The 18,326-nt window shown below is 45.6% G+C and carries 20 protein-coding genes; 16 read left to right on the top strand and 4 right to left on the bottom strand.

The window, feature by feature from the left end:
* Positions 1–236 precede the first annotated feature (236 nt).
* Positions 237–1,433 carry an NAD(P)/FAD-dependent oxidoreductase gene (locus PP175_RS13355; RefSeq protein ID WP_272438850.1) on the top strand — a complete coding sequence of 399 codons (1,197 nt, stop codon included), beginning with the start codon at positions 237–239 and terminating at the stop codon, positions 1,431–1,433.
* 237 nt (positions 1,434–1,670) lie between these two features.
* Here the strand turns inward: PP175_RS13355 and PP175_RS29955 are convergent, their stop codons facing one another.
* The gene (locus tag PP175_RS29955) at positions 1,671–1,817 is read right to left on the bottom strand and encodes a Fur-regulated basic protein FbpA (protein ID WP_442870373.1); all 147 of its coding nucleotides are present in this window, start codon (positions 1,815–1,817) and stop codon (positions 1,671–1,673) included.
* 197 nt (positions 1,818–2,014) lie between these two features.
* Between PP175_RS29955 and PP175_RS13350 the strand changes: the two genes are divergently transcribed.
* Positions 2,015–2,770 (top strand): GNAT family N-acetyltransferase, encoded by a 756-nt coding sequence (locus PP175_RS13350; RefSeq protein ID WP_272438849.1) that lies wholly within the window; start codon positions 2,015–2,017, stop codon positions 2,768–2,770.
* A 53-nt stretch (positions 2,771–2,823) separates the two neighbouring features.
* Here the strand turns inward: PP175_RS13350 and PP175_RS13345 are convergent, their stop codons facing one another.
* Positions 2,824–3,363 carry a TraR/DksA C4-type zinc finger protein gene (locus PP175_RS13345; protein WP_272438848.1) on the bottom strand — a complete coding sequence of 180 codons (540 nt, stop codon included), beginning with the start codon at positions 3,361–3,363 and terminating at the stop codon, positions 2,824–2,826.
* A 301-nt stretch (positions 3,364–3,664) separates the two neighbouring features.
* A complete protein-coding gene (hmpA, locus tag PP175_RS13340; protein ID WP_272443258.1) occupies positions 3,665–4,927 on the bottom strand; it encodes an NO-inducible flavohemoprotein in 1,263 nt (420 codons plus the stop codon).
* A 278-nt stretch (positions 4,928–5,205) separates the two neighbouring features.
* Between hmpA and PP175_RS13335 the strand changes: the two genes are divergently transcribed.
* The 6 genes from PP175_RS13335 to PP175_RS13310 all read left to right on the top strand — a co-directional run bounded on the left by PP175_RS13335 (position 5,206) and on the right by PP175_RS13310 (position 11,377).
* On the top strand, positions 5,206–6,060 hold the full coding sequence (locus PP175_RS13335; protein ID WP_272438847.1) for a tyrosine-type recombinase/integrase: 855 nt from the start codon (positions 5,206–5,208) through the stop codon (positions 6,058–6,060).
* Positions 6,061–6,142: 82 nt separating this feature from the next.
* The gene (locus tag PP175_RS13330) at positions 6,143–7,198 is read left to right on the top strand and encodes a type III polyketide synthase (protein ID WP_272438846.1); all 1,056 of its coding nucleotides are present in this window, start codon (positions 6,143–6,145) and stop codon (positions 7,196–7,198) included.
* 3 nt (positions 7,199–7,201) lie between these two features.
* Positions 7,202–7,765 (top strand): isoprenylcysteine carboxyl methyltransferase family protein, encoded by a 564-nt coding sequence (locus PP175_RS13325; RefSeq protein WP_272438845.1) that lies wholly within the window; start codon positions 7,202–7,204, stop codon positions 7,763–7,765.
* A gap of 103 nt (positions 7,766–7,868) precedes the next feature.
* Positions 7,869–9,068 (top strand): aminotransferase-like domain-containing protein, encoded by a 1,200-nt coding sequence (locus tag PP175_RS13320; protein WP_272438844.1) that lies wholly within the window; start codon positions 7,869–7,871, stop codon positions 9,066–9,068.
* A gap of 11 nt (positions 9,069–9,079) precedes the next feature.
* Positions 9,080–10,054 carry a cupin domain-containing protein gene (locus PP175_RS13315; protein WP_272438843.1) on the top strand — a complete coding sequence of 325 codons (975 nt, stop codon included), beginning with the start codon at positions 9,080–9,082 and terminating at the stop codon, positions 10,052–10,054.
* A gap of 195 nt (positions 10,055–10,249) precedes the next feature.
* Entirely contained in the window at positions 10,250–11,377 is a 1,128-nt protein-coding gene (locus tag PP175_RS13310) for an NADH-dependent flavin oxidoreductase (RefSeq protein WP_272438842.1), read from the top strand.
* Positions 11,378–11,427: 50 nt separating this feature from the next.
* Here PP175_RS13310 and PP175_RS13305 read toward each other — a convergent pair whose 3' ends face one another.
* Entirely contained in the window at positions 11,428–12,018 is a 591-nt protein-coding gene (locus PP175_RS13305) for a molybdopterin-dependent oxidoreductase (RefSeq protein WP_272438841.1), read from the bottom strand.
* A 191-nt stretch (positions 12,019–12,209) separates the two neighbouring features.
* On the opposite strand from PP175_RS13305, the gene PP175_RS13300 reads away from it, so the two are divergent.
* The 8 genes from PP175_RS13300 to PP175_RS29950 all read left to right on the top strand — a co-directional run bounded on the left by PP175_RS13300 (position 12,210) and on the right by PP175_RS29950 (position 17,994).
* Entirely contained in the window at positions 12,210–13,241 is a 1,032-nt protein-coding gene (locus PP175_RS13300) for an LLM class flavin-dependent oxidoreductase (protein ID WP_272438840.1), read from the top strand.
* Between the two features lie 203 nt (positions 13,242–13,444).
* Entirely contained in the window at positions 13,445–14,029 is a 585-nt protein-coding gene (gene mobA / locus PP175_RS13295) for a molybdenum cofactor guanylyltransferase (RefSeq protein WP_272438839.1), read from the top strand.
* Positions 14,026–15,279, top strand: a complete 1,254-nt coding sequence (locus tag PP175_RS13290) for a molybdopterin molybdotransferase MoeA (RefSeq protein ID WP_272438838.1) — start codon at positions 14,026–14,028, stop codon at positions 15,277–15,279. Before mobA ends, PP175_RS13290 begins: the two co-directional genes overlap by 4 nt.
* Positions 15,279–15,806, top strand: coding sequence for a molybdopterin-guanine dinucleotide biosynthesis protein B (gene mobB / locus PP175_RS13285; protein WP_272438837.1), 528 nt, complete (start codon positions 15,279–15,281; stop codon positions 15,804–15,806). The genes PP175_RS13290 and mobB overlap by 1 nt, the downstream gene beginning before the upstream one ends.
* Entirely contained in the window at positions 15,806–16,267 is a 462-nt protein-coding gene (locus PP175_RS13280) for a molybdenum cofactor biosynthesis protein MoaE (RefSeq protein WP_272438836.1), read from the top strand. The genes mobB and PP175_RS13280 overlap by 1 nt, the downstream gene beginning before the upstream one ends.
* Positions 16,268–16,271: 4 nt before the next feature.
* Positions 16,272–16,514, top strand: a complete 243-nt coding sequence (gene moaD, locus PP175_RS13275; protein ID WP_272438835.1) for a molybdopterin converting factor subunit 1 — start codon at positions 16,272–16,274, stop codon at positions 16,512–16,514.
* A gap of 624 nt (positions 16,515–17,138) precedes the next feature.
* Entirely contained in the window at positions 17,139–17,654 is a 516-nt protein-coding gene (locus PP175_RS13270; RefSeq protein WP_272438834.1) for an HD-GYP domain-containing protein, read from the top strand.
* Positions 17,605–17,994: a flagellar brake protein gene (locus PP175_RS29950; protein ID WP_442870372.1), complete on the top strand. Its 390-nt coding sequence runs from the start codon at positions 17,605–17,607 to the stop codon at positions 17,992–17,994. Before PP175_RS13270 ends, PP175_RS29950 begins: the two co-directional genes overlap by 50 nt.
* Positions 17,995–18,326: the final 332 nt, after the last annotated feature.

The following is an 18,326-nucleotide window of genomic DNA, read 5'->3' as shown; positions in this document are numbered from 1 at the left end:
TCGTACGAAACTAGGCAGTTTATAAAAGAAGATAGGCTCAGGTTCAGCTTGTTAGGGGGAAGAGCCCCTTATCTTTGAACTGCTTTGATTATCTCACAAAATGAAACGACAGTAAAGACTAACAATTTAAAATATTGAAGATTATCCTCATCCTTTCTTAATTTTTTACTGCGCGAATACACTAAAGAGGATAGCTTTCTTTTCGCCATAGAAGAACGATAGAAAGGGGGAAGACGGTGATACCTCCGAAAATCATCATTCTGGGAGCGGGATACGCCGGTCTAACGGCTGCCCTTACTTTTCAAAAAAAACTGCGAACCAAAGAAGCTGAGGTTACATTGGTCAATAAAAATGAATACCATTATTTCACCACAAGATTGCATGAGCCAGCTGCTGGAACATTCCCTCATGATAAAACACGGGTGGATATTAAAAGGCTGATTAATCGAAAGAAAGTACAGCTTATTCAGGACAATGTTGTGGAAATTCGGACATCTGATCGAGTGGTAGTCCTTGAAAACCACACGTTAGCATACGACTACCTCATTGTCGGTCTCGGTGCAGAACCTGAGACATTTGGCATTCCGGGGCTGATGGAGTATACCTTTAACAGATGGAATATTAATGGGGTCAGACAACTAAGAGAATACATTGAGTACCAATTCGCTACATATAAAAATGATCCAAAGCGCACCGAACTCTTAACGTTTGTCGTAGGAGGGGCTGGACTCACAGGGATCGAATTCGTAAGTGAATTAGCAGACAGAGTGCCTAAGCTGTGCAAGGAGTACGATGTCGATACAAGTCTGGTCCGTTTGATTACCGTAGAGTCAGCCCCGGTGGCTCTTCCTGGATTTGACCCGGGCCTGCGCAATTATGCCACTTCTGCCTTAGAAGCAAAAGGAGTTGAGTTTATTTTAGGTACGCCAATTAAAGCATGCAACAAGCACGGCGTCGTGCTCGCGAGCGGAAAAGAGATCCGGGCAGGCACAGTGGTATGGGCAGCGGGAGTGCGGGGAAATTCCATCATTGAGAAATCAGGCTTCACAACCACCCGCGGCAGAGTGCCAGTTGATGGATACCTGCGTGCGCCGGGGCATGAGAATGTTTTTATCATTGGTGATTGTGCACTATTTACGGATCAAAGAACGAAGCGGCCCTATCCGCCTACAGCGCAAATTGCGGTGCAGATGGGGAAGCTGCTGGCGGAAAACATTGTGGTTACGATTCGGGGAACTAAACATAAGCGGAAACCGTTCAAACCGGTGATCTATGGAACCGTTGCCTCTCTCGGGCGTGAAGATGCGATTGGACAGTTTGGCAAGAAAAGGGTAACAGGTTATCCTGCTGTTATCATAAAGAAAGCGGTGGACTTACGCTACTTGTTTGCCATAGGCGGTATTCGGCTCGTCTTAAAAAAGGGAAGATTTTAGAATCGGCATGGCAGAGCGAATCCCCCTTTTTCTATGCATGGTAGTAGCGTTACAATGAAGAGATAACCGGCAGCGTATTCATGGATTGGAGATAATCGTTAGCAGAAGGGAGTAATGCGTTTAAACTTTTGAGGTATAAGAGAAGCAAGCAAAAGTATAAGGCGAAGACAACCCAAAAACATAGAGAATAGAGAAAAAGCAGCCATACAGGTAATCTGTCTGCTGCTTTTTCTTTTATCAATATGAGGATATGAATCTCTTACGTTTAGCGAATAAAATCTCACATAGGGCAGCTTTTAATTCAGCTTCCGAGCATTCATATAACTGTCGCTCGTTAATTTTAAACACGCCCATATCGAGCAATTGGTTAATATATTTCTCCATCTATACTACTTCCTTTTCTATCTGTTTGCTTAAATCCGGGGCGGGAAATCATTATAGCATACTTGAAGAAGGTATACTAAATTCTAAAAGAGTTTCGTTACAATAGTATGTCAACGAGTTTAAAAAACGGTTAAAATTATATTGGGTTTGTAAAGCTCGGCATATATTTTTTATGGAGAAAAGACAGGAGGGCAATAATGAAAACGGACAGCCAGCTTGTTTTGTTATTAGAAGAATTGGGAGCCAACGCCTGGCCCTCTTACATCCAGCAAACAATAAGAACGTGGCGGCTGCGGGCTTCCTTTGGCGTTACGAAAAGAGCAAACAGTGTGTATGCGGCTGGCCCATTTCCAGACGAAAATTGGCTGGCTCTTGTTGAGGAATTCTATCAGCGGCGTTCGATTGTACCGGCTTTTCAGGTGGGCTCAGCGTCACCGCCTGAGCTGGACAGTATATTGGAGGCAAACGGTTACCGAATTGAATATCCATGCTTTTTAATGATGGCGCTCTGCAGTGAAATCATCAATCGTGTAAGAGATGAACAGCGATTTACGTGCACGTTAGCAGAGGAAGCGGATGATGAGTGGATTCGGGATTTTCTTATTTTAGAGGATTATCCACAGGAGCAGCACAGGGGGTATTCTCACATCTTCTCAGCGATTGGTCCCAGTAAGGCATTTCTGCGTTTGTATGAGAATGACGAAGTGATTGGCCTGGGGACCGCGGTAGTAGAGCGGAGTTGGTCAGGCTTAAGTAATATTATCGTTTCGCCTAGGCACAGGCAAAAAGGAGCAGCAGCCCAGATCATTCGCCGATTAACCCGCTGGGCTGCTGGAAGGGGTGCGGAACGTACATACCTGCAGGTTTTAACGGACAACGAACCAGCCCTTGCACTTTATGACAAACTTGGTTTCACGGCGGTATCGCAGTACCACTACCGCACACTGGAATAGGAGCGTCCGTCCGAATTAAGTAGAGGGCACGCATCCGTGCTCTCTGTGTTTGCCTATTCAGCCGGGTCTACTTTATGTGTTCTGTCATTGAAGCCTTCTACATCATCCAGCGCATCTTCATGCGGATCGCTTCGCCCCCTTACGAATGGCGGACTGAGAATATCTTCCTCTGCCGGACGGTCAATGTGGATGTCGGAAAGTTTTGGCGACCGTTCTTCGCCTGTATCCATTCTGTCGTGTACTTCCTGGTGTTCGATGCAGTAGGCAGCAGCCGGGTTTGCTTGCAGCCGCTCGAACGGGATTTGAGCCCCGCATTCCAGGCATTTACCGTATATGCCCTCCTCAATACGATGGAGGGCCGCTTCTATATCATCAAGCAGTTTTTGTTCGTGTTCATTTAACGCCACGGTCAGCGATCGTTCAAATACTTCGCTCCCCATATCAGCAGGGTGGTTATCATAGCTGGACAATTCCCCGGTCGATTCTATTATCGATTTATTCAAATCAGGCTCGCTTACTAAATCGCTGCTCACCAATTGTTCTTTTTGCTGCTCCAATTCCTGTTTTAACTGCTCAAGCTGTTTGTGGTCCATAAGTGCAGCTCCTTTCTCATCTGTTGCTCTATAAACGTATTTCCCGCAAGCGATGTGGATGAAACTTCGAGATGGATTAATTGAATTCGACATCTTTTTAAACGATCGTTTAAAAAGATGTCGAATGCAAGGGGGGAATTGTTTTTTTCTTAACGAGCGTGGTAAAAATAAACAAGGTGTAAAAAGAAAATGAACCTATGTTTAATCAGGCAGGAAGGAGGGCATGCCATTGTCCACCCAACCGATGTGCGAAAGCCGGAGGACATTGTAGACGCCTCTTTTTAGGTCACTTAATCATCCATTAATCTTCCAAATCGCCGCCTGTGCCGAAGAATTCATAATGGATTCTTTCTACGGGTACGCCCCATTTTTTAAGCGCTTTGTTGACTTCTTTCATAAAAGGCACCGGGCCGCAAAAGTAGAAATCCGCCTCTTTTGGCAGAACGGACTGCATCCACTCCAGTGTAATAAATCCTTCTTTATCATAATTTTGCGCTGCCTTATCCGCTTCGGTTGGGGATTGGTAAATGACAAAAGATTTTACATTTGAATGGTTTTTAGCTACTTGTTTCACATGGTCGTTCATCGCATGGACACTGCTGTTGATGGCGGCATGCGTGTAATAGACCTTCCTGTCTGGTTGTTCTGCCACCAGGGTGTTAAGCATACTTAGCATGGGTGTTAAACCTACCCCTGCGCTTATAAGCGCCACAGGAATCTGCTTATCCATGTCTAAGTAAAAGTCGCCTGACGGCGCGCTGATTGGAATGATGTCGCCTTCTTTGACATGCTTGTGTAAAAAGGTTGACACAACACCGGGCGGGTACCCTTCTTCTCTCGGATCTTCCCGCTTTACGCTGATGCGGTAATATCCCGTGCCTGGACGATCTGAGAGGCTGTACTGGCGCAAATTATGCCTGTATTCCTCACCTTCAATCTCTACATTGACCGTAGTATATTGGCCTGGCAAATAGGAGGCAATTGCTTTGCCATCGGCTGGTTTTAAATAGAACGATGTAATGATGGAGCTTTCCGGAACTTTTTTGTCGACAACAAAGTCGCGGAACCCAGCCCAGCCCCCTGGCGCGCTCTCTGTTGTTTTGTACATTTTGTCTTCCATTCGGATAAATGCGTCTGCGATTACTTCATAGGCTGCAGCCCATGCATCCAGTACTTCTTCTGTTGCGGCCGATCCTAATATTTCTTTGATAGCCTGAAGCAAATTTTCACCTACTATGGGGTATTGTTCAGGCTTGATGTTTAAACTCTTATGCTTATACCCAATATGTTCGAGGGCCGGCATAATAGCGCTTAAGTTCTCGATGTTTGCTGCAGCTGCATACACAGCATTTGCCAGCGCTTTTGGCTGGTGGCCTATCTTCTGATGGGTCTGGTTAAAAAGGTCTTTTAATTCCGGATGATTGCCCAGCAGCCTCTGATAAAATCGTTTCGTAATTTCCTCGCCGTGCTCTAGTACCGTAGGGAGAGTGGCTTTGACGATTGCTAATTTCGCGGGTTCTAGGGTCTTAACTGTGTTAAAGACTTCTTTCCAGGAATCATCCATTTTGTGTTTTAACGACTCGGGCACGTGTGTGTCCCCCTTGTTCAGTTTTATCGCTGGCTTTTTTATTAACGCGCAATGTATAAGGTCTTTTCCATTCTTATCCTTTGTGATCCTCGCTAAAATTATTCTTCGAGAGGGATCAAGATAGCCTAAGGAAGTCCAAAGAAACTGCGCAGTAAAATAAAAAAACATCAAAAGATAATAGGTTAAAAAGGAAAAAACGTATGTTCGGCTAATTGTATATATAGTTAGTATAGAGGAAAGGAGGAAAACAGCATATGGAATACCGTTTTCCGTATATGGCTGAATACGAAGAGTATTTGCTTCAGTTGATGCGGGCAGAGCTTACGATTTCTTCTTATATGATGGAATTGACCATGTTTTTCGCCTGGCTTGGCAGGCTTTATCCGAGTAAAGAAGTGTACGAGATTGGGTTTATGAATGTAACAGAATACATTGAGGAAGAAATCATATCAGGCAAGCAAATGTCGACCATTAACAAGAAAATTACGGCCCTAAAAGCTTACTTTCACTTTTTATGGCTTAAAGGAAAAGTGGGGATAGACCCGTGTGCAAAACTAAAGCGCAGGCCAAATCGGGCGGAGGATGAAGCTTTTTACTTAAGCGAAGATGAAATTGATTATCTTCTGCATACCATTAGGGAAGAAGCGAACGCGAAAAACGATGACGCCATTTTTGACCGAAATATGTCTTTCATTACGGTTTTTCTCTGGGCCGGGCTGCGTATACAAGAAGCCGCAAGTTTATTATGGAAAGACGTACAGTGGGTAGACGAAGGCGTCATAATCGGAGTGTCGCTGGGCAATGTACGCCGATTTATACTGCCTCTCGAGAAAGGAGAGTATCTAAAAAAATATAAAGAGCGTACTGGAACCACTCCGTTTGTATTTGAATCGCGTCAGGGAAAGCGGATGAGCCCGCGCAGTATCCAGTTTGTGCTAGAGACTCTTTCGAAGAAGTCAGGCATCAAGTTTCATGCGCAGAAATTGAGGAATACGTTTGCTGTTCAGCGGCTAAAGGAGGGGAATTCCTTTGAGGAAGTGGCAGATATGCTTGGCATTGAACAGCTGATTATACCAGAAGAAGTGTATAAAGAACTTGCATCAACTTAAAAAACGTTTGCTTGTCAGGTTTCTTCCTGCAAGCGGTGGGCAAAAATAAGGGCTACTGACGTAACAGAAGGAGCGATACACTGTGGCCCGAATCCGAGCTGTTGGAACCTGTCTTCCTCCTCATATACTGCACCAAGATGAAGTAAAAACATTTGCTAGCAACTTATTTGCAGGTTCATTCCGTAATATTGAACGGCTGCTCCCTATTTTTCAAAACGGAAAAGTGAAAACCCGCCATTTTTGCATGCCGCTTGACTGGTACGGTCAACCCCATTCTTTTGCCGAAAAAAATGAACGATATCGTGAGTGGGCGGTTAAGCTCGGAACGGCAGCTGCAGCCGATTGCCTCAACAAAGCCGACAGGAGCATAAAGGATATCGATCACCTATTTTTTGTGTCAACGAGCGGGATCTCCACGCCGAGCATTGATGCGTTGATTATGAATGAGTTGAAGGCCGGCGTTCATACAAAGCGGACACCGATCTGGGGACTTGGCTGCGCAGGCGGATGTGTTGGAATATCCAGGGCTTTTGAATATGTCAAAGCCTATCCGGAGCAAAGGGCGCTCTTGATTGCCGTTGAATGCTGCGGACTCACTTTTCAGCAGGAGGATAGGTCCAAAAGCAATCTTGTAGCGACCTCGCTCTTTGCAGATGGTGCGGCCGCTGTTTTGATTGAAGGCGAGCAATGCTTACCTGAAGGGCACGGTCCTCGGATTGAGCAGACACTGAGCACGTTATGGCCGGATACGCGAGACATTATGGGCTGGGAAGTAAATGATGCCGGGCTCAAGGTGATCTTCTCACGTGACATCCCGACTTTTGTACATAGCATGTTTAAGCCCAATGTTTACGAATTTTTGGAACAGCATCATCTCCGGACTTCCGACATTACCCACTTTATTACCCATCCTGGAGGGTATAAAGTTATCGAAGCGTATGCAGAGGTGTTTGGTGTGCCGCTCGATCGGTTTTCCGCCGCCCTTGATGTGCTGCAAAAGTATGGAAATATGTCTTCCGTAACGGTGTTGTTTGTTTTAAACGAAATTCTTAGCAACGGTATTCAGCCAGGAGAGTATGGAATTCTTACTGCACTGGGGCCGGGCTTCAGTTCGGAACTGCTGCTTGTAAAGAGGTAAAACATGATATTTTTTTATGGTGTCTTCCTGTTGCTTGTTATACAACGGCTTACTGAACTGTGGATTGCTAAACGAAACAGAAAGTGGGTGCTTGCGCGGGGCGGCATTGAAATTGCAGCCCATCACTACCCGCTTATCGTGTCGATGCATACGGCTTTTTTGATCAGCCTGTTGGCAGAAGTTATGTTGCATGGCTATCCGGTATCGCCTTGGTGGGCGGCTTTACTGATTTTGATGCTGGCCGTGCAAGTGCTCCGTTACTGGGCTATTGCTTCCCTTGGTCCCTATTGGAATACGCGAATTTTCATTATACCGGGAGCTAAAATTGTACAAAAAGGCCCTTATCTTTATATGCGCCACCCAAATTATCTCGCGGTTATCCTGGAAATAGCGCTTGTACCGCTGCTTTTTGAGGCCTATGTCACATTTTTTATTTTTAGCGTGCTAAATGCGCTGATGCTGCGACACCGGATTAAAGTGGAAGAAGAGGGGCTCGCCCGTTTTAGCTCCTATCAATCGGATATGGGCAACCGGGCCAGGTTTATGCCCGGACGCTTCAAATATTAACGCATCCCGGCCTGCCACCGAGTTGTGCAGCCTGAAGCCTTGCACTTATTTGGAAAAAGGTTTACTGTATTCTTACTATTTACTAAACAGAGGTGCAAGAGAAATGGAGTATTTATTCGCTAACATAACCAAATTATTCGAATCTTCTGCGGTTAGGGATATTTTAAAAGTCGTTAGCCAGGGAGATGTTATTTCATTCGCAGGCGGGCTGCCGTACGATGAATTATTTCCTGTCCAGGCTGTTGAACAGGCTTATCGGTGTGTATTTGAGAGTGGAAAAAAATCCATGCAATATGGATTAACAGAGGGATTCATACCGCTTCGGGAAAAAATAGCCGAACGTATGGGCCAAAAGGGCATTTCAGTTGACGTAAATAATATTATGTTAACTACAGGCTCTCAGCAAGTGATTGATTTGTTTTCGCGTATTATGCTAAATCCGGGTGATACCATCCTCACTGAAAATCCGACGTATCTGGCCGCTCTCCAAGTGTTTAACTCTTACGAAGCGAAAATTGTGGCCGTAGAGACCGATGATGAAGGCATGAAGCAAGAAGACCTGGAAAATAAGATCAAGCAACACCAGCCAAAGTTTGTATATGTTGTCCCGACCTTTTCCAATCCGGCAGGCAGAGTGTGGTCTCTTGAGAGGCGAAAACATCTTGTATCGCTTGCGAAGAAATACAATGTGCTTATTTTGGAAGACGACCCGTACGGTGAGATTAAATTCCATCCGGAAGAGACCTATACACCGCTCGCCGCACTGGATGATGCTGGTATTGTTTTGTATACGAGTACATTCTCTAAGACAGTGGTTCCTGCTCTTAGAACCGGGTGGGTGGCAGGCCCACTGGAGGTTATCCGCATGATGGCCCGCTCCAAGCAGGCAGCAGACTTGCACTCAAGTTCGCTGGACCAGCAGGCGCTTTACTATTTGCTCCGGGACTTTGACTTAGATTCGCATATATCTAACATACGCACTGAATACCATAAAAGGATGCAAGTGATGCAGGGGCAGCTTGCGTCTGTTGAACTGCCTGGCCTGTCTTATGTTTCGCCAAAGGGCGGCATGTTCTTCTGGATTAAGCTGCACGAAAAAATAAATACGACGCTGCTGTTTGAAGAAGCCGTGAAAAAAGGCGTCGCCTATGTGCCGGGTGCACCGTTCTATGTTGGAAAACCCGAACATAACACCATGCGGTTAAACTTTACACATGCGACTCCGGATAAAATACGACAGGGCATGCAGCAGTTGGTGGAAGTGGTGGAGCACGCTTATTCTGCGCTGAAAGTTGAACAATAAGGAGGCAAAACATGAGAGCGTTGCTGTTAAGCATTGATTACCGTTTAGAGGAAGAGTATCTCTCTATGCTTGAAACTGTTTCGGGTGCCGAACTTCTTCGTTTCGATTTGGCGTGGGATCTTTTTCTGAAGAAAGCAGGAAAAGACAGCGACGGGAGGCTGGATATCCCTGCTGGAAATCCCCGAACGCAGTGGTTTTCACTGATCCACTGGTTTCGGCACACCCTGTCGCCTTATGTAGATATGATGGGGACTGCTGAAAAAGCCATTATTGGGTATCTGCCATCTTCGACACCTGCTGCTAAGGAATACATAATGCGTGTGCTATCCATGTACGCTGTTTCACTAGGCAGCCTTGAGTTTGAACAACTGAACCAGTCTGCAGAAGATGTTGGGCTGTGGATTAAAAGCTACTTTAAAAACGGCAGCCATGAAAAAGTACAAAATGCGTGGATGGCCCCTGTAGTGAACCCAAAAGCGCACCGTACGCCACTGCTGGAGAAAATGTCGAAAACGAAAGGCGAAGGGGATTTTACCTGGTTAACCGGTTTAATTGGATCCGACAGGCTTTTTTCACAGATGTATCGGCTCAAGCCAGGAGCCAGCGGAAATCGCCTGCACAGCCATTCGGGAATTGATGAAATGTTTTATGTAATCGAAGGCAGCGGAACGGTTGTATTTGCCCAGGGAGAACATCCCCTCCGGGAAGGTGATGTAATAACAAAGCCAGCTGGAAGCGGAACCGCAACCAAGTTTATAGCAGGCGAGGAAGGGTTAACCATACTAGACATTGAAGTGTGGGCTAATGTGGACCAAACGGATGCGGTCATTTATCACGAATATGGAGAAGCCATGCTCCGAGGCAGAGGGTTGAATCATGGGTCAGCCATTGAAAATTTCTTCCAGGGAGAGAAGATTATGGCTCACTATACCGAATTTTATAAACGTGAACGGGATGGCAGCCTTCGCTCACTGTCGAAAGAATAATGTTTAATAAAAGCCTTGAAGTCGTCTAGACCTTAAGGCTTTTTTCGTACGCAGAGAAGAATTCAAACCTGTTAACCAGTGAAAGTGCAGTTTACGGTTGAAATATTTTTAGTTACTAACTATAATAAAGCCCTGTAAGAAACTATATACTAAACCTTGTGACACAAATATACATACAGGAGGAGCGATGAAGGAATGAATTCAAAATACCAGCCTTTATTCGAACCATTTGCGCTGCGCAGCGGCGTTGAATTAAAAAATCGTGTCGTTATGGCCCCCTTAACAAACTATTCATCTAATGAAGACGGAACCGTTTCCGATCCGGAAATCGATTATTACATTCACCGTGCAAAAGGCGTCGGGATGGTCATCACGGCGTGTACCTATGTCACGCCTAATGGCAAGGGTTTTCCTGGCGAATTTGCTGCTGACAGTGATGATATGATTCCGAGCTTACGCCGTCTGGCTACTTCTCTGAAAGAACAGGGTGCCAAGGCTGTGCTGCAGATTTTCCACGGTGGAAGAATGTGCCCGCCTGATTTGGTTCCAAATGGCGATGTCGTAAGCGCCAGCGCGATTGCCGCGGAACAGGAAGGGGCACCTGTCCCTCGTGAGCTGAGCGAACAGGAAATCGAAGAGATTATCCATGCGTTCGGTGCAGCAACACGCAGGGCGATCGAAGCAGGGTTTGATGGGGTAGAAATTCATGGAGCCAACACGTACTTACTCCAGCAATTTTTCTCTCCGCACTCTAACCGCAGAACCGATAAGTGGGGGGGAAGTCTCGAGAAACGCATGACATTCCCTCTGCGCGTTGTCGATGAGGTAAAGAAAATCGTGGCCGAGAAAGCTAACGGACCTTTCCTTGTCGGATATCGCCTCTCACCAGAAGAACCGGAGACACCTGGAATTACCATGGCTGATACGCTTGAGTTGGTTGATGCACTTGCGGATAAAGAGCTGGATTATCTTCACATCTCGCTGATGGATTTCTGGTCCCATCCAAGACGCGGTGTAGAAACGAACCGTACACGAATGGAGTTAATCCAAGAGCGTGTAGGCCGTCGGGTTGCCCTCATGGGTGTCGGTTCCATCAAGACCGCAGACGACGCGTTAAAAGCTATAGAAACAGGTGTTCCGCTCCTTGCTCTTGGCCGGGAAATTATTATTGAGCCGGAGTGGGTACAAAAAGTAGAACAAGGCCGGGAAAACGACATCCGCACAACGGTCACGAAGGACGACCAGTCGGAGTTAATCATTCCGGATCCGCTGTGGCAAGCTATCATGAATACACCGGGCTGGTTCCCTGTTGTAGAAAAGTAGTAATAAATTTAAGCCGATCTGGATTTGTCCAAGATCGGCTTACTCCTTTGTCAGCGGTAGCGCTCTTCTTTGTAGGGATTAGCTGTCATGGAGTAGCCCAGTTCTTCCCAGAAACCGGCTTCATCTTCCTGCTTAAATTCGATTCCGGAAACCCATTTGGAACCTTTCCATAAATAAAAGGAAGCCGGCGGGATAAACCGAAGGGGATACCCGTGTTTGGGACTGATGTCCTGCCATTCGTGGTTTTGATCTTTCCAGCGGTACACAAATAAGGCCTCATCACCTAGAAGGCTATCAAGCGGCAAATTAGCCGAATAGCCGAACCGGTCGCCGCCGTAGTAACCGTATATTTTTACGTATTTTACACCATCATTAAGCTGTGCCAGGTTAATAAGCTCCCGCATCGCTATCCCTTCAAATGTGGTAGCGAATTTGGACCAAGTCGTTACACAATGCATGTCAACCGTTGATACCGTCTTCGGAAGTTTCATCACTTCGGCAAACGATAGCGAAATTTCCTTTTTCACTTCGCCAAAAAGTTTAAAATTCCATGTCTCCTCATCAAATTCGTAAACATCACCTTGATGGAGAACGGGCCATTTTTCGGTTTCAAATTGACCTGGAGGCAGTTGATTTTGCATATTCCTTCGTCCTTTCTGCTAACGTCTCAGTTACCTAAACCTATTCTTAACAAAGGATACCGATAATCAGAGCGGTAAGCAAGAAACCATTTCCATGTAGCCCGCTTTTGATACAGTTTATTGCTATGATTTTCCAGTATTTTTTGCGATACTAGATGTAATGAACAATAAGAGAGAAAGAAGATGAACGTATGTCTACAGACTACTCAGCCCATAACAACAAACAGCTGCGTGATATATCATTTTCAGTCCTTGATTTGTCCCCAGTTGTTCAAGGTGGCACGCCTGCTGACTCGCTGCGAAATACGCTCGATCTGGCTCGCCACGCTGAGCAATGGGGTTATACACGATACTGGTTAGCCGAACATCATAATATGCCTGGCATTGCCAGTTCGGCGACATCTGTCGTGATCGGACAAGTTGCAGCCGGTACTTCGAAAATTCGGGTTGGATCTGGCGGAATTATGCTGCCTAATCATGCCCCGCTTGTTATTGCGGAACAGTTCGGAACACTTGAATCTTTGTTCCCTGGCCGAATCGATCTAGGTCTTGGGAGAGCACCGGGAACCGATCAAATCACCATGCATGCCCTCAGACGGGATAGCAGGAGTGATGGCGATGATTTCCCTGAGCAATTAGCTGAACTGCGCGCCTATTTTGATCCGGCTTTAGCTTCAGAAAAGAATCGCGTGCATGCCATACCTGGCGAGGGACTTAACGTGCCTATCTGGTTATTGGGCTCCAGTGGCTTTAGTGCACAGCTGGCCGGGCATCTGGGACTTCCCTTTGCCTTTGCCAGCCATTTCTCGCCTGAAAATACACTTCCGGCTCTGGAATTATACCGCCGAAACTTCCATCCGTCAGGCGTGCTGGACGAGCCGTATGCGATGGTCGGGGTGAACGTGATCGCAGCAGATACGGATAAAGAAGCGCGCCGGCTGGCAACTTCGATGCAGCAGCAATTCCTGAACCTCATCCGGAATAATCGTGCCCCCCTGCAGCCGCCGGTAGATAATATGGACGAGCTAATGAGTGAGTATGAAAAAGCCGTCCTCCACAGACAGCTCGGCTCATCCATCGTCGGCGATCCTGCAGAAGTGAAAGAAAAACTTCAGGCGTTTCTCGATGAAACCCAGGCGGATGAGATGATCGTGAACGCCCAGATTTACGATCACCAGGCCCGTTTGCGTTCTTATGAAATTGTATCTGAAGTTGTTAAGTAAAACTTCGTGTACAGGTGGTAATGGCAAAACTCCTTGAAGGCCGTGTAGAACCTATCTATACGGCTTTTCTGATGCCGTCAAGAGCAGATTCGCAAAAGATCTGTCTTTTCATACCAGCCCTGGCATGTGATTTGTTTCATACCCTGCTCACGAAGAAACTGGTACAATAGATAGAAGAAGCTGGACGTTAGAGGAGGGATTCCATGCAGGGAGTGGTGCTGGCAGGTGGCCAAAGTTCGCGGATGGGACGGCCGAAAGAACTTCTAGAGGTTGGTGGGCAAACTATTATTGAGTCAACTACCCGCCTGCTACTAGAAGTGGCGGGTACGTGCATGGTGATTTCCAATCATAAGGACCGGCTGCCCCGCCTGCCGGATTCAATTCCTGTTTATCAGGACGATACACCGGGTTTAGGCCCGCTTGGCGGATTGCTTACCGCTATGCGAAGGACGTCTGAAGGGTTGCTGCTTGTTGTTGCCTGCGATATGCCGGCTTTACATGCTTCTGTGCTCCACCTGCTTGTCAGGGAGGCGCAGTCAGCAGACAGCGATGTTATTCTGCCTGTATGGAACGGGAAGGCACATCCGCTATGCGCTGTATACTGCAACGGCATGGACCCGCTTGTTTTACGCCTGCTTGGGCAAGAAAAAAGGAAAATGTTTGACCTTCTTTCGCAGGTACGGGTTAAGCAACTAGACGTAAGCGCACAATTCGATAAAGATGTGTTCTTTAATATGAATACCCCCGCGGATTATGAAATGTTTCGAAAGGAAGAGACCAGAAGATGAGATTTCACCGGGAACCAATAGAAGTAAGCGAAGCACAGAAAAAGATCCTTTCATTCATAGAAGATAAAAAGATAGAGACGGTTAAACTGCTCGACAGTGAGGGGCGGCGTCTGGCAAGAGAAATAACGGCGACTTCGCCAGTTCCCCATTTTGACAAGTCCCCCTATGATGGGTTTGCTGTCCGCGCTGCCGACACGAGTGGCGCGACGGCTCAGGAGCCCGTTTATTTAACGGTAGTAGGAACGATTGCGTGCGGGGATGCGCCGGATTTTGCGGTTGCAAAAGGCCAGGCAGCACGAATCATGACAGGGGCGGCCCTGCCAGAGGGAGCAGACGCGGTCATTATGTTTGAAATGACAACAGAAAATGAAGCGCATGCTGAAAAACGTGTTGGGGTCAAAAAAGAAATGTCACCGGGTGAAAATGTAATCAAATATGGAGAAGAGGCGAAAGAAGGAGATTTTCTTATTCCGGCAGGAAAGAAGATTGGACCGGGTGAAATGGCGATTCTGGCAACTTTTGGTTATGCAGAGGTGCCTGTCTTTCACAGGCCAAGAGTAGGCGTTCTTGCTACTGGTTCGGAACTTCTTACGCCAGATCAGCCACTGAGCTATGGTAAAATCAGGAACAGCAATAGCTACATGGTGATAAGCCAGGTAAAACAGGCTGGCGGTGAACCGATTCTTTACCCCAGCCTGGAGGACAACCCTGATGCGGCGGAGAAAACCATCCGTACGATTTTAGGCGAGGTGGATATCCTTATCACAACAGGCGGTGTTTCTGTAGGCGACTTTGACGTCATGGTTGAAGTCTTCAAGCGACTGGAGGTTGAACTGCTCTTCAACAAAATCGCCATGCGCCCGGGAAGTGTGACATCCTGTGCGCGCTTTGGAAACAAAATGATGTTTGGACTCTCGGGAAACCCGGGCGCCTGCTTTGTAGGGTTTGAATTATTTGTTCGCCCGTATCTACAGGCTGTGCAGGGCAAGTCCAACCCGCTTCTGCCACAAATGCAGGCATACATAGGCAAAGATATGCCTAAACCTTCTTCTTTTACACGGTTTGTACGTGGCAAGTGGAAAATGGAGGATGGCAAACCCGTTGCCTATCCAGTAGGTCTGGATAAATCAGCGGCGGTTACGAATATTACGGATGCCAATTGCCTTATTCAGATTCAGCCTGCTGGAAGGGGGATCGGTGGAGGAGATGCCGTACTGCTCCATTTGCTGCCTTACGGTGCGGGGGAATAATGGAGACTTTTGGAGAAGGAGCACAGCAGTCTGGTGGCAAAATGCCATACATTGTACAGGTGGTAGGTTATTCTAATAGCGGAAAAACAACGCTTGTTACAAAACTTATCCGGCTTTTTACGGAGCAGGGATTGACAGTAGGCTCAGTCAAACATGATGCACATGACTTTGAAATGGATAAGCCTGGTAAAGATACGTGGAAGCACAGAGAAGCGGGGGCGAAAGTAGTTGCGATTACTTCGGCTGATAAAGCGGCTGTGCTTTTTCAGGAACGCAAAACACTGGATGAGCTATTAACGCTATACCAGGGGCTTGACCTGGTGATCATCGAGGGATATAAATTGGCTCATTACCCCAAAATTGTCGTGGTGCGCAATAAGGAGCATGAGGAGCTGCTTGACAACGTTACCGGTATTCTTGCTGTTGCTGCGTGGCGTGCGATTCCAAATTGTGATTATCGGCAGTTTCATGTGGACGATGCAGAGGCGATAGCGAGTGAAATTTTGAATAGAGTGAGGATTTCGTGATGAGACTATTTGAAGTGGTAGATACGCCCATTTCCGTAGAAGAGGTTATGAATAAGACCGTCCATCCCAACTGCGGGGCCGTGAATCTATTTGTTGGAACGGTTCGTGAGCTGACGAAGGGTAAAAAGACGCTTTTTCTTGAATATGAAGCGTATAAAGAAATGGCTGAGAAGCAGCTGGCCCGGATTGGCCAGGAAATTCAGGAGAAGTGCCCGGAAGCTGCTGTTGCGATAACCCATAGGGTTGGACGTTTAGAAATTAGCGATATTGCGGTGGTGATTGCTGTTTCTACCCCGCATCGTGCTGATTCTTACGAATACTCACGATATGCGATTGAGCGGATTAAGGAAATCGTGCCGATCTGGAAGAAAGAACACTGGGAGAACGGTAAGAAGTGGATTGGGGATCAGAAAGAAAATATAGCGTATCCGACAGGAAAACCTGAACTCAAGGAGGAATAGCGCAATGGTAACGATTAAACTATTTGCCGCGATGGCAGAGGAAGCGGGCGTGGATACGCTTCAGGTTGAATGGAAGCAGGGGATGAGTACGCAAGATATTAAACAGCTTCTCATTGACAAATATCCGCTGCTCCGTCCCAGAGTGGCGAATGCTATGGCAGCGGTCAACCAGGAATATACGCCAAGCGTTCAAGAACTACAGGATAACGATGAAATCGCCTTTATCCCTCCGGTAAGCGGGGGCTGACATACCGGGAATTTTTATTCCGCGACCTATTAAATACGGCTTAGCCGCCAATCCAATACAGTGAGAAAAAGCAGCAAGTATGGAGGAATCCGCACTTGCTGCTTTTATAATGAGCAAAATTTCTTAAGACAAAGAAGAGTCAGTCATGGCGCGGTTTATCTTGCACCAGCATCGCTGCACTCGTAAATTCCCTAATCACATCTAATTCCAGATGGTTATGTAGGATTGTTCGACTCGTAGGTAATTGGTAATTTATACTTTTGTTATTATAGTATATTTATATCATATAATTGAAATCGTAAGCAACTTATTTATATAGCAAATTGTGACATATCTCACTACGCTACTTGTGTTAATATAGTTAAAATTCATTATTTAATACTAATTCTAAATACTCATATTTCTTCGGTTCGCATCATAGGCTTCTTTATAGCATTTTCCCTAACTGCGTTATCAATAGGGAAGGAGGACACCAAATGGCACTAGAACAAACGTTCATTGGCAGGAGAATAAAGCGAGATATCATAACTAGGGAGGGAAAGTTTTTACTTTCAAAGAATACGTTGCTTCAACGCGTACACCTTACACTTTTAGCTAAAAACGAAATTTTTTTGGAGAAAGAAGATGTCTTTAAATTCAGAAGAAGCAGTTATACAGGAAACCGTTGAACAAATAAAAGAGATTTTTTCCTTTACAAAAGAAAGCAAACAAGTCCCTTTAACAGAGATTCAAAGAGTGATTATCCCTAACATTCAACAACTATCAGAGAAACAAGATGTTTTTACGATTCTTTCTCAATTACAATCAAAAGATGATTATACCTACAGACATAATATTGGGGTTTGTGTACTCTCTACCTTGATTGGTACATGGATCAATCTAAACGCTGCTGACTTATCTGCCCTTTCTACTGCTGCTCTTCTCCATGACATAGGCAAGGTGGGAATCCCCAATGATATCTTAAATAAGCCTGGCAAATTAACGGACACAGAATTTCAAATAATGAAAAGGCATACAAACTATGGTTATGAAATTTTAAAGAACACAAAATACTGTGAAGAGGTTTATTCGACTGTTGCTATAGAGCATCATGAATCGTATTCAAAGAAGAGAATTTTTACGGGTACCCGCTACGTTTGATGTAAAAATCCTAATTTCCGAACTGGAAAACAGAGAAAATGAAATCCTCATAACTACTAGGAACATAAGTGGAGGCGGTTTACGATTATCCGGAATTAATCAACCTCTTCAAATAGGTACCAATCTAAATGGGGTTTTATGGTTTGAAAAGGACCAAAACATGAATATGGAAATCGAATTCGAAGGTACCATTGTTAATGCTGTTCCAACTTTTCAAAAAGAAGAGCTAATCGAGTATGGGGTCAAGTTTATTAAAATTTCACGGCTACATCAAGAAATGATTATTCGATATTGCCTAAAAAGACAAATTGAAATTAATAATACGTTGGCAATTAAATAGGTTCCGATGGCCGTCAATTTTTTCGTGATAGGATCTTTTCCACTTGCAGTACAACTGCTGTAAGTATATCAACAGCTTTCAATTTATGATGATTAAAGAACGGTGGTTGGACTTCTGGTATATTTTCTCCTCTAGGTACACAGTAAAAGTCTTTTTTACAGTCTACCTAGAGGGGATTTTTGTGTCGGAATAAAAACGTAAAAATGTCCATCTTACGAGTTAATAAACTTAGTTTGTGACCGTCTTGTGAAATATGTCACGAGAGTGAAAAAGATCACACCAAGGCCTGTGCATTTACATTACTATAAAAACTATCAAACGGCCGTAATGAA

Source organism: Aneurinibacillus sp. Ricciae_BoGa-3 (assembly GCF_028421645.1).
In the GTDB taxonomy this organism is placed as follows: Bacteria; Bacillota; Bacilli; order Aneurinibacillales; family Aneurinibacillaceae; genus Aneurinibacillus_B.
The sequence above is the reverse complement of the archived record's forward strand: the minus strand, read 5'-3'. Positions and strand labels throughout refer to the sequence as shown.

Excerpts from the sequence above, each read along its gene's own strand:
- PP175_RS29955 (WP_442870373.1), bottom strand. The coding sequence starts at position 1,817 with ATGGAGAAATATATTAACCAATTGCTCGATATGGGCGTGTTTAAAATT.
- PP175_RS13350 (WP_272438849.1), top strand. The coding sequence starts at position 2,015 with ATGAAAACGGACAGCCAGCTTGTTTTGTTATTAGAAGAATTGGGAGCC.
- PP175_RS13345 (WP_272438848.1), bottom strand. The coding sequence starts at position 3,363 with ATGGACCACAAACAGCTTGAGCAGTTAAAACAGGAATTGGAGCAGCAA.
- hmpA (WP_272443258.1), bottom strand. The coding sequence starts at position 4,927 with ATGGATGATTCCTGGAAAGAAGTCTTTAACACAGTTAAGACCCTAGAA.
- PP175_RS13335 (WP_272438847.1), top strand. The coding sequence starts at position 5,206 with ATGGAATACCGTTTTCCGTATATGGCTGAATACGAAGAGTATTTGCTT.
- PP175_RS13325 (WP_272438845.1), top strand. The coding sequence starts at position 7,202 with ATGATATTTTTTTATGGTGTCTTCCTGTTGCTTGTTATACAACGGCTT.
- PP175_RS13320 (WP_272438844.1), top strand. The coding sequence starts at position 7,869 with ATGGAGTATTTATTCGCTAACATAACCAAATTATTCGAATCTTCTGCG.
- PP175_RS13315 (WP_272438843.1), top strand. The coding sequence starts at position 9,080 with ATGAGAGCGTTGCTGTTAAGCATTGATTACCGTTTAGAGGAAGAGTAT.
- PP175_RS13310 (WP_272438842.1), top strand. The coding sequence starts at position 10,250 with ATGAATTCAAAATACCAGCCTTTATTCGAACCATTTGCGCTGCGCAGC.
- PP175_RS13305 (WP_272438841.1), bottom strand. The coding sequence starts at position 12,018 with ATGCAAAATCAACTGCCTCCAGGTCAATTTGAAACCGAAAAATGGCCC.
- PP175_RS13300 (WP_272438840.1), top strand. The coding sequence starts at position 12,210 with ATGTCTACAGACTACTCAGCCCATAACAACAAACAGCTGCGTGATATA.
- mobA (WP_272438839.1), top strand. The coding sequence starts at position 13,445 with ATGCAGGGAGTGGTGCTGGCAGGTGGCCAAAGTTCGCGGATGGGACGG.
- PP175_RS13290 (WP_272438838.1), top strand. The coding sequence starts at position 14,026 with ATGAGATTTCACCGGGAACCAATAGAAGTAAGCGAAGCACAGAAAAAG.
- mobB (WP_272438837.1), top strand. The coding sequence starts at position 15,279 with ATGGAGACTTTTGGAGAAGGAGCACAGCAGTCTGGTGGCAAAATGCCA.
- PP175_RS13280 (WP_272438836.1), top strand. The coding sequence starts at position 15,806 with ATGAGACTATTTGAAGTGGTAGATACGCCCATTTCCGTAGAAGAGGTT.
- moaD (WP_272438835.1), top strand. The coding sequence starts at position 16,272 with ATGGTAACGATTAAACTATTTGCCGCGATGGCAGAGGAAGCGGGCGTG.
- PP175_RS13270 (WP_272438834.1), top strand. The coding sequence starts at position 17,139 with ATGTCTTTAAATTCAGAAGAAGCAGTTATACAGGAAACCGTTGAACAA.
- PP175_RS29950 (WP_442870372.1), top strand. The coding sequence starts at position 17,605 with ATGAATCGTATTCAAAGAAGAGAATTTTTACGGGTACCCGCTACGTTT.